Source organism: Cellulosimicrobium sp. I38E (assembly GCF_001647255.1).
Classification (GTDB): Bacteria; Actinomycetota; Actinomycetes; order Actinomycetales; family Cellulomonadaceae; genus Cellulosimicrobium; species Cellulosimicrobium cellulans_E.
Map to the genome: position 1 here is coordinate 20,634 of NZ_LUAZ01000051.1, position 6,648 is coordinate 27,281.

General features: G+C 73.0%; 5 protein-coding genes and 1 tRNA gene. 1 reads left to right on the plus strand and 5 read right to left on the minus strand.

The window, feature by feature from the left end; all coding sequences use genetic code 11:
- Positions 1-45: 45 nt before the first annotated feature.
- The 3 genes from A0J59_RS16175 to A0J59_RS16185 all read right to left on the minus strand — a co-directional run bounded on the left by A0J59_RS16175 (position 46) and on the right by A0J59_RS16185 (position 3,442).
- A complete protein-coding gene (locus tag A0J59_RS16175; RefSeq protein WP_064316798.1) occupies positions 46-1,383 on the minus strand; it encodes an ABC transporter substrate-binding protein in 1,338 nt (445 codons plus the stop codon).
- Positions 1,384-1,439: 56 nt separating this feature from the next.
- Positions 1,440-2,930: a GH32 C-terminal domain-containing protein gene (locus tag A0J59_RS16180; protein WP_064316799.1), complete on the minus strand. Its 1,491-nt coding sequence runs from the start codon at positions 2,928-2,930 to the stop codon at positions 1,440-1,442.
- A 427-nt stretch (positions 2,931-3,357) separates the two neighbouring features.
- Positions 3,358-3,442 (minus strand) — tRNA-Leu (locus A0J59_RS16185).
- Between the two features lie 311 nt (positions 3,443-3,753).
- Here A0J59_RS16185 and A0J59_RS16190 point away from each other — a divergent pair.
- Positions 3,754-4,926: an AI-2E family transporter gene (locus tag A0J59_RS16190; RefSeq protein WP_064316802.1), complete on the plus strand. Its 1,173-nt coding sequence runs from the start codon at positions 3,754-3,756 to the stop codon at positions 4,924-4,926.
- A 37-nt stretch (positions 4,927-4,963) separates the two neighbouring features.
- On the opposite strand, the gene A0J59_RS16195 is transcribed toward A0J59_RS16190, so the two are convergent.
- A complete protein-coding gene (locus A0J59_RS16195) occupies positions 4,964-5,266 on the minus strand; it encodes a DUF1905 domain-containing protein (protein ID WP_082379867.1) in 303 nt (100 codons plus the stop codon).
- Positions 5,267-5,340: 74 nt separating this feature from the next.
- Positions 5,341-6,648: APC family permease (locus tag A0J59_RS16200; protein WP_255365279.1), on the minus strand; the 1,308-nt coding region annotated here is incomplete at its 5' end.

Consider the following 6,648-nt stretch of genomic DNA (forward strand, 5'->3'; position numbering starts at 1 on the left):
CGTGGCTGCGGTCGCGGTCGGGTCTCGACCGCGACCCGGGCGGTGTCAGCCATCGATGTTCTCCCGCAGCGTCGTGTCCATGGTCGTCACGAACTCCTCCGGCGTGATGTCGCCCTGGACCAGCAGCGTCAGCTCCTGCTGGAGCCGCGTGTTGGTGGCCGGGTCGAGCTGCGTGTCCCAGGGCATCGCGATCTTCGGTCCGACCGTGTCCGCCTGCTCGACCGCGCGGGAGTACAGCGGGGTCGCGTCCGCGGGGATCGTGGTCTGCGCGGTCGTCGTCGGAGACAGCGCGCCCGTGGCCGCGTAGATCTCGGGGTATCGCTCGAGCGCGAACTTCAGGAAGTCCCGGACGAGCGGGTCGTACGTCTGGGCGTTGACCGCCATGCCGATACCGGACGGTGTGACGTACTCGTCGTCCGTGGTGACGGCACCGTCGATCGTCGGGAGGGTGAAGTAGTCCACGTCGTCGCGCACTCCCGGGTCGAGCGCTTCCGTGGCAAGGTTGCCCAGCTCCCAGGTGCCGATGTTGTAGACGGCGGCCTTCCCCGAGGTGAACAGACCCTGGGCGTCGGCATAGCCCGTGGAGGAGAAGCCCTCCTGGAAGCACCCTGCCTTCCCGAGCTCGGACAGCCACTCGGCGGCGGCGACGCCGGCGGGATCGGCGAACGACGCGTCGCCGTTCTTGAGGTCCTGCACGTACTCGGGCCCCGCCATGCGGAACGGGTAGTACGCCATGTACCGCTCGAGCGGCCACTGGTCCTGGCCGTCGAGCGCGATCGGCGTGATGCCCTGGGCGCGCAGGTCCCGGCAGAGCTGGGGGAAGTCGTCGAGCGTGGCGGGGACCGAGACGCCCGCCTCCTCGAACAGCGCGGTGTTGTACCAGAAGAACTCGAGCTGGAACTCGAACGGCACCATGTACAGCGAACCGTCGTCGAACCGCTGGTAGCCGAGAGCGGCATCGCGGTACTCCCCGGCCAGTCCGAGGTCGTCGAGCAGCGCGTCGACGTCGATCATCCGGTCCTGGCTCGCGAGCTTCTGGGCGAAGGGCGTGGCGTCGGTGTCGAAGAGCTCGGGCAGCTTGTTCGCGGCCGCGAGCGTCTCGTACTTCTGGATGTACGACGGCCGGTCGGGAGTCGTGATGAGGTTCAACGAGAAGCCGGGGTGCTCGGCCGCGTACTCGTCCGCGATCTGCTCCATCGCGGTGATCACGCCGCCGTCGGCGGGGCGCGAGAGGAGCCAGGAGATCTCGCGGGGTTTGACCTCACCCTCGGGGTCGACGTCGGTGGGGTCGGCGCCGCCGGCCCCACCCGCGCACCCGGTGAGCGCGAGGGCGGTGGTCACTGCGGCGGCGAGGAGGGCTGCGCTGCGCTTCCTGAGAGCCATGGTGGGAATCTCCGTTGATCGGTGGGATGGGGTGAAGCGGGGGGTCGGGGTCGGGGCTACGTCGCCGTGGCGAGCACGTCGTCGCCGAGGACGGTGGCGTCGTCGAGCTCTCGTGCCGGGCGGCGGTCGGCCGGGGTCGCGAGCGCGAGGCGGGTCAGCGTGGCGGCGCCCTCCCCGACGAAGGCACCGACGCGGCCCTCCGTCCGGTCGTACAGGCGCGCGCTCAGCACGGTCGCGTCGTCGACGGTGGCGACGCACAGGTCGCCGTCGACGATCACCTCGAGCTCGTGCTCACCCGGGCCGAGCGTGCACGGGCGTTCGAGCTCGACGGCGAACGGCACGTCGCCGGAGATCTGCCACTGCTCGGTGCCGGTCTGTCGGCGCGGCCACCGGTCGAGGACGAGGCGCCGGCGGTGCGGTTCGAGGCGCAGCACGTACCCCTCGTCGCCGTCGGCGCTCGCGCGCAGCAGCAGGCCGAGCTCACGGGTTCCCTCGGCGACGTCGAACCGGGCGGTGAGCCGGAACGCGTGCGGTGCGTCCTCGGGCGACAGCACGCTCGCGTGCCCGTCGGGGGCCGAGAGCGTCGTCCCGGCGGCGACGACGTCGACGGGATCGACGAACGTGTCGCGCTGCTCCTGGGTGGGGTGGAAGGCGAGGGTGCCGTCCTCGCGCTGATCGGCCTCGAGCACGGACATCGTGCCGGCCCACTGCCACGGCCCGTCGTCGGTCCCGCCCTCGCGAGAGGCGATCCAGCCGAAGAAGAACCGACGCCCGTCGCGCTCCGCGGACTTGGCGGCGTAGTACGCGCGCCCGTCGAGCGTGTCGTGCTCCGGCACGAGCCACGGGCCGTCCAGGCTGCGGGCCATCCGGTAGCGCGTGGTGAAGGCGTCGCTGAACTCGGAGTAGACGAGGTACCACCACTCGCCCCACTGGAACACCTCGGGGCACTCGTGAGCGACGTAGCGGCGCGGGTCCCAGAACGGCGCGGCAGCCTCCCAGGTGGACAGGTCGCGCGAGACGCACTGGGCGATGACGCCCCGTCGACGCTCCGGCCCGTGGTCGTGACGGGCGGTGATCAGCATGCGCCAGAGCCCGGCGTCGGCGTCCCAGAGCACGAACGGGTCTCGCCAGTCCCCGGTCTCGTACCCAGGCGTCGCGCCGAACGTCTCCTCGGGGCGGCTCTGCCAGGAACGCATGCCGTCGTGGCTCGTCGCGTGCATGACCACCTGCAGCGGTCGCCCGTCCGCGCCCACGTGGGCCGGGTTCTGCCCGGTGTAGAACGCGTGGTGCGTCCCCTCGGCGTCTCGGACCACGCTGCCCGTGTAGACGTTGAAGTCCGCTGCCGACGGTCCGCCCGAGGCGAGCGCCTCCCCGGCGTCGTGAAAGTCGACCAGGTCGTCGGTGACGACCCGGTGCCACGGCATGCCCGTCTTCGGCGTCTGACGCGTCTCGTGCAGGTAGAAGAGGTGGAAGACACCGTCCTCCTGCCAGGGGATGACGTCCCCCACCCAGGCGTCGGTCGGCTGGTAGAACCCTCGCTGGTCCATTGCTACCCATCGTCGTGGTTAAGCGGTTGCGCACACCGTAGCGGCCTCCTGAGACTTTGGTCAACCGGTTGACCAGACGGGTTCGGGCGTCTGTCTCTTGGCGCACGTGGCGTCTGCCGCCGGGCTGAGGCCTTGTCGGGACCGTGGACGCACCACTCGTCGGGGAGCCCGGACGTATCCCTCCTGACGCTGCGGACGGGGCGCGGCGAACCTGACGTCGGGCCTGCTCGAGGCGGGGCCCGGGAGAGCCCCGGCCGTCGTGGTCGGGCAGGCTGCCGGGGCGGCTGGGCGCGCACACGCGCTCTGGAGCGGGGTGTCGGTCGTCGACGTGCGCCCTGGGGCGGTGCGCACCGCGAAACGCGAAGAGCCGGGTCAGGAGATCTCTCTCCCGACCCGGCTCTCGTGGGGCGCATGGAGCGCCACGCTGTGTCCGGAGGGGGACTTGAACCCCCACGCCCGATAAAGGGCACTAGCACCTCAAGCTAGCGCGTCTGCCATTCCGCCACCCGGACGAGTGGACCTTCCCGGCGTTTCCGCCGTTCCGGTGCGGGGAAAAACATAGCACGGTTCGGGCGTGGTCCTCACATCGCGGTCGCCCGTCGGCACCGGGCCGACGTGGGGCGACGGGCCGAACGCGGCATCCGGCGTGGGGGGACGACCTGGGGCAGACTGGGCGGATGGTGGCCACGACCGGGCGGAGGCACGTGTGACGGACGAGCAGCGGTCGGCGGCAGCGGCGCCCACACCACGCCCGGGCTCCGGCTCGGACCGCGCGGCGGCGTCGGTCAAGCACCTCGCGGGGGCGTCGAGCGCGGCGCGCAAGGTGGCCGGGGCGCGACGCAACCCGTCGGTCGTCGGCTACGACGAGTCGGTGCCCGCATGGCTGCGCACCACCGCGGGCTGGTCGTGGCGCCTGCTCATGATCGTCGCGGCCGTCGCGCTCATCTTCTTCGCGACGGCGCAGGTTCAGCTCGTGTTCGTCGCCGTCTTCCTCGCCCTCGTCATCACGTCGGTCCTGCGGCCCGTCACCGACTTCTACGCGAAGGTCATGCCGCGCGGTCTGGCGACGGGGCTCGCGATCCTCTCGGCGCTGCTGTTCATCGCGGGCTTGCTGACCTACGTCATCACGTCGGTCGCGGGGCAGTGGCAGAGCCTCGCGGACCAGTTCGACCAGGGCATCGAGCAGATCTTCGACTTCCTCGAGAACGGCCCCCTGCCGGTCACGATCACGGCGGACGACGTCAACGGGTGGATCGACAACGGCCGGCAGTGGCTCAGCGAGCACGGCGGTGACATCGCGAGCCAGGCGGCCGCGAGCGCCGGATCGGTGTTCGAGGCGTTCGCCGCGATCGCGCTCGCGATCTTCTGCACGGTCTTCTTCCTCGCCCGGGGCAAGGACATGTGGACCTGGTTCCTCAACCAGCTGCCGTCGCGCTCTCGCGACAGCTGGAAGATCGCGGGCGGCGCGGGCTGGTACACCTTCTCGGGCTACGCCCGGGGCACCGTGATCATCGCGCTGGTCGACGGCATCCTCGCGGGCATCTTCCTCGGGATCCTGGGCGTGCCGCTCGCGGCGCCGCTCGCGGTCCTCGTCTTCATCGGGGCGTTCATCCCCATCATCGGCGCGCCGCTCGCGATGATCATCGCGGCCATCGTCGCGCTCGCGGCCAAGGGCATCGTGATCGCGCTCATCGTGACGATCGGCATCGCGCTCATCGGCCAGTTCGAGGGCCACATCCTCCAGCCGCTCGTCATGGGCAAGCAGGTCTCGCTGCACCCGGTCGTCGTCGCGATCGCGGTGACCGCGGGGACGCTCCTCGCGGGGATCCTCGGCGCCGTCGTCTCGGTGCCGCTCGTCGCGGTCGCATGGTCCGTGTTCTCCCACCTGCGGCACAAGGACCCGCCCATGGAGGAGGAGCTGCCGACGGCGAAGGAGATCGCGCTCGGCGACGCCCTGCCACCGGCGGCCCGCGCGGCCGACGACGCGGCCGGCTGAGTACCCACGACCCTGCCGGTTCCGGGCGGCGCGGGACTCACCGGGGGACGGCCGAGACCTCCGCGGCGAGCCGGACGGAGACGTGCACGGTGTCCCCGACGCCCTTGCCGGTGGTGGCGCGCACCGACCGGAGGACAGCGAGCAGGTGCGGGCCACCGTAGGCGACGAGCGAGGCGCGGTACCGCACGTCGTCGACCTCGGCGACCACCGGGACCCGGCCGCGCGTGCCGAACAGGTCGACGGCGTCGTACGGGAGCGCGACGAAGGCTCCCGAGCGCGTCCCGGCGGCGATCACGACGGCGTCGAACTCCACCGGGCCCGGGTCCGTCCACGTGGGCATGCCGTCGACCGTAGCGGACGGCGCCGTGGCGGGGAACGGGCCGGGAGGGCGATTCTCGCGGCCCGGCGGCGCGCTCAGGGCGTGGCGTGCCGACGCCGCACGAGCGTGACCGCGACGGCGCCGACGGCGAGGAGCGCCGGGGCGACGAGCGACGCACCCGCGAGGACCAGCAGGACGCCCGTGAGGACGGTCGCGACGGCAGCGAGCCACCAGCCGACGGTGCGGCGGGGGAGCAGCCGCAGGGCGGCGAGCATCCCGAGCGCGTACACCGCCACCATGCAGCTCGTGTGCACGCGGACGAACGGCTCGAGGTCGAGGCCGGTGGCGACGAGCACGGCGAGGTACGCCGCGCTGAGGGCGAGCGTGACCGCGAGCGCCCGCCGGGGTACCCCGGTCCGGCCGGAGAGCGCCGCGAGCGGCCGCGGCAGGTCGCCGTCGCGCGCGAGCGCCTGGCCGAGGTTCGCGAAGGCCGCGAGGTAGGCGGTGAGCACGCCCGACGTGACGATCGCCGCCACGACGCCGACGACCACGGGCCCGGCGGAGGGCGCGCCCGTGCGGGCGAGGTCGAGCAGCGCGACCGTGCCGGAGCCGGCCCCGGCCCCGAGAACCCCGACGGTCGTCACCTGGAGCGCCAGGTAGGCGACGCCGACCACGACGAGCGCGACGCCCGTCGCGGCGGGGATGGTGCGGCGAGGGTCGCGGAAGTCGGCCGAGACGTGCGTGCCGACCTCCCAGCCCGCGAACGCCCAGACGAACAGGCTCACCGCGGAGCCGACGCCGGACCAGCCCTCGCTGAGGAACGGCGTGAACCGCTCGGCGCTCGCGGCGGGCGCCGCCACCGCGACCACCACGACGACGGCCGCGAGCAGCAGGGACGTGAGCCCGAGCTGGACGGCGCCGGCGACGCGGATCCCGAGCCCCACGGCGACCGCCGGCACGACGACGAGCGCGACGGCCACGACGGGGACGACGCCGCGGTCCGCGCCCACGACCGCGACGACGTACTCCGCGCCGAGCACCGCCACGACGGGCACGCCGACGCACACGCCGAGGTAGAACCAGTAGCCCGTGGCGCGGGCCGCCGTCGGGCCGAGGGCGGTGCGCACCGCGCTCGCGACGCCGCCCCGGTCGGGGTGCCGCGCGGCGAGCGCCGCGAAGGTGCCCGCGAGCGGCACGCTCGCGACGAGCACCAGGGCGACGGCGAGGACCGACGCGGGGCCGGCGACGCGCGTGGCGAGCCCGGGGAGCGCGAGGACGCCCGTGCCGAGCACGCTCGCCACGTACAGGGCGCTGCCGCGGGCGAGCCCGAGCGTGCCCGACGGCGCGTGCCCGCCCGGGTCTGACGAGGCACCCGCCGCCGGGGTCGACGTGGGGGCGGGGAG

Bases quoted from the DNA above. Each gene is read 5' to 3' on its own strand.
- A0J59_RS16175 (WP_064316798.1), bottom strand. From the start codon at position 1,383: ATGGCTCTCAGGAAGCGCAGCGCAGCCCTCCTCGCCGCCGCAGTGACC.
- A0J59_RS16195 (WP_082379867.1), bottom strand. From the start codon at position 5,266: ATGCCCACGTGGACGGACCCGGGCCCGGTGGAGTTCGACGCCGTCGTG.
- A0J59_RS16180 (WP_064316799.1), bottom strand. From the start codon at position 2,930: ATGGACCAGCGAGGGTTCTACCAGCCGACCGACGCCTGGGTGGGGGAC.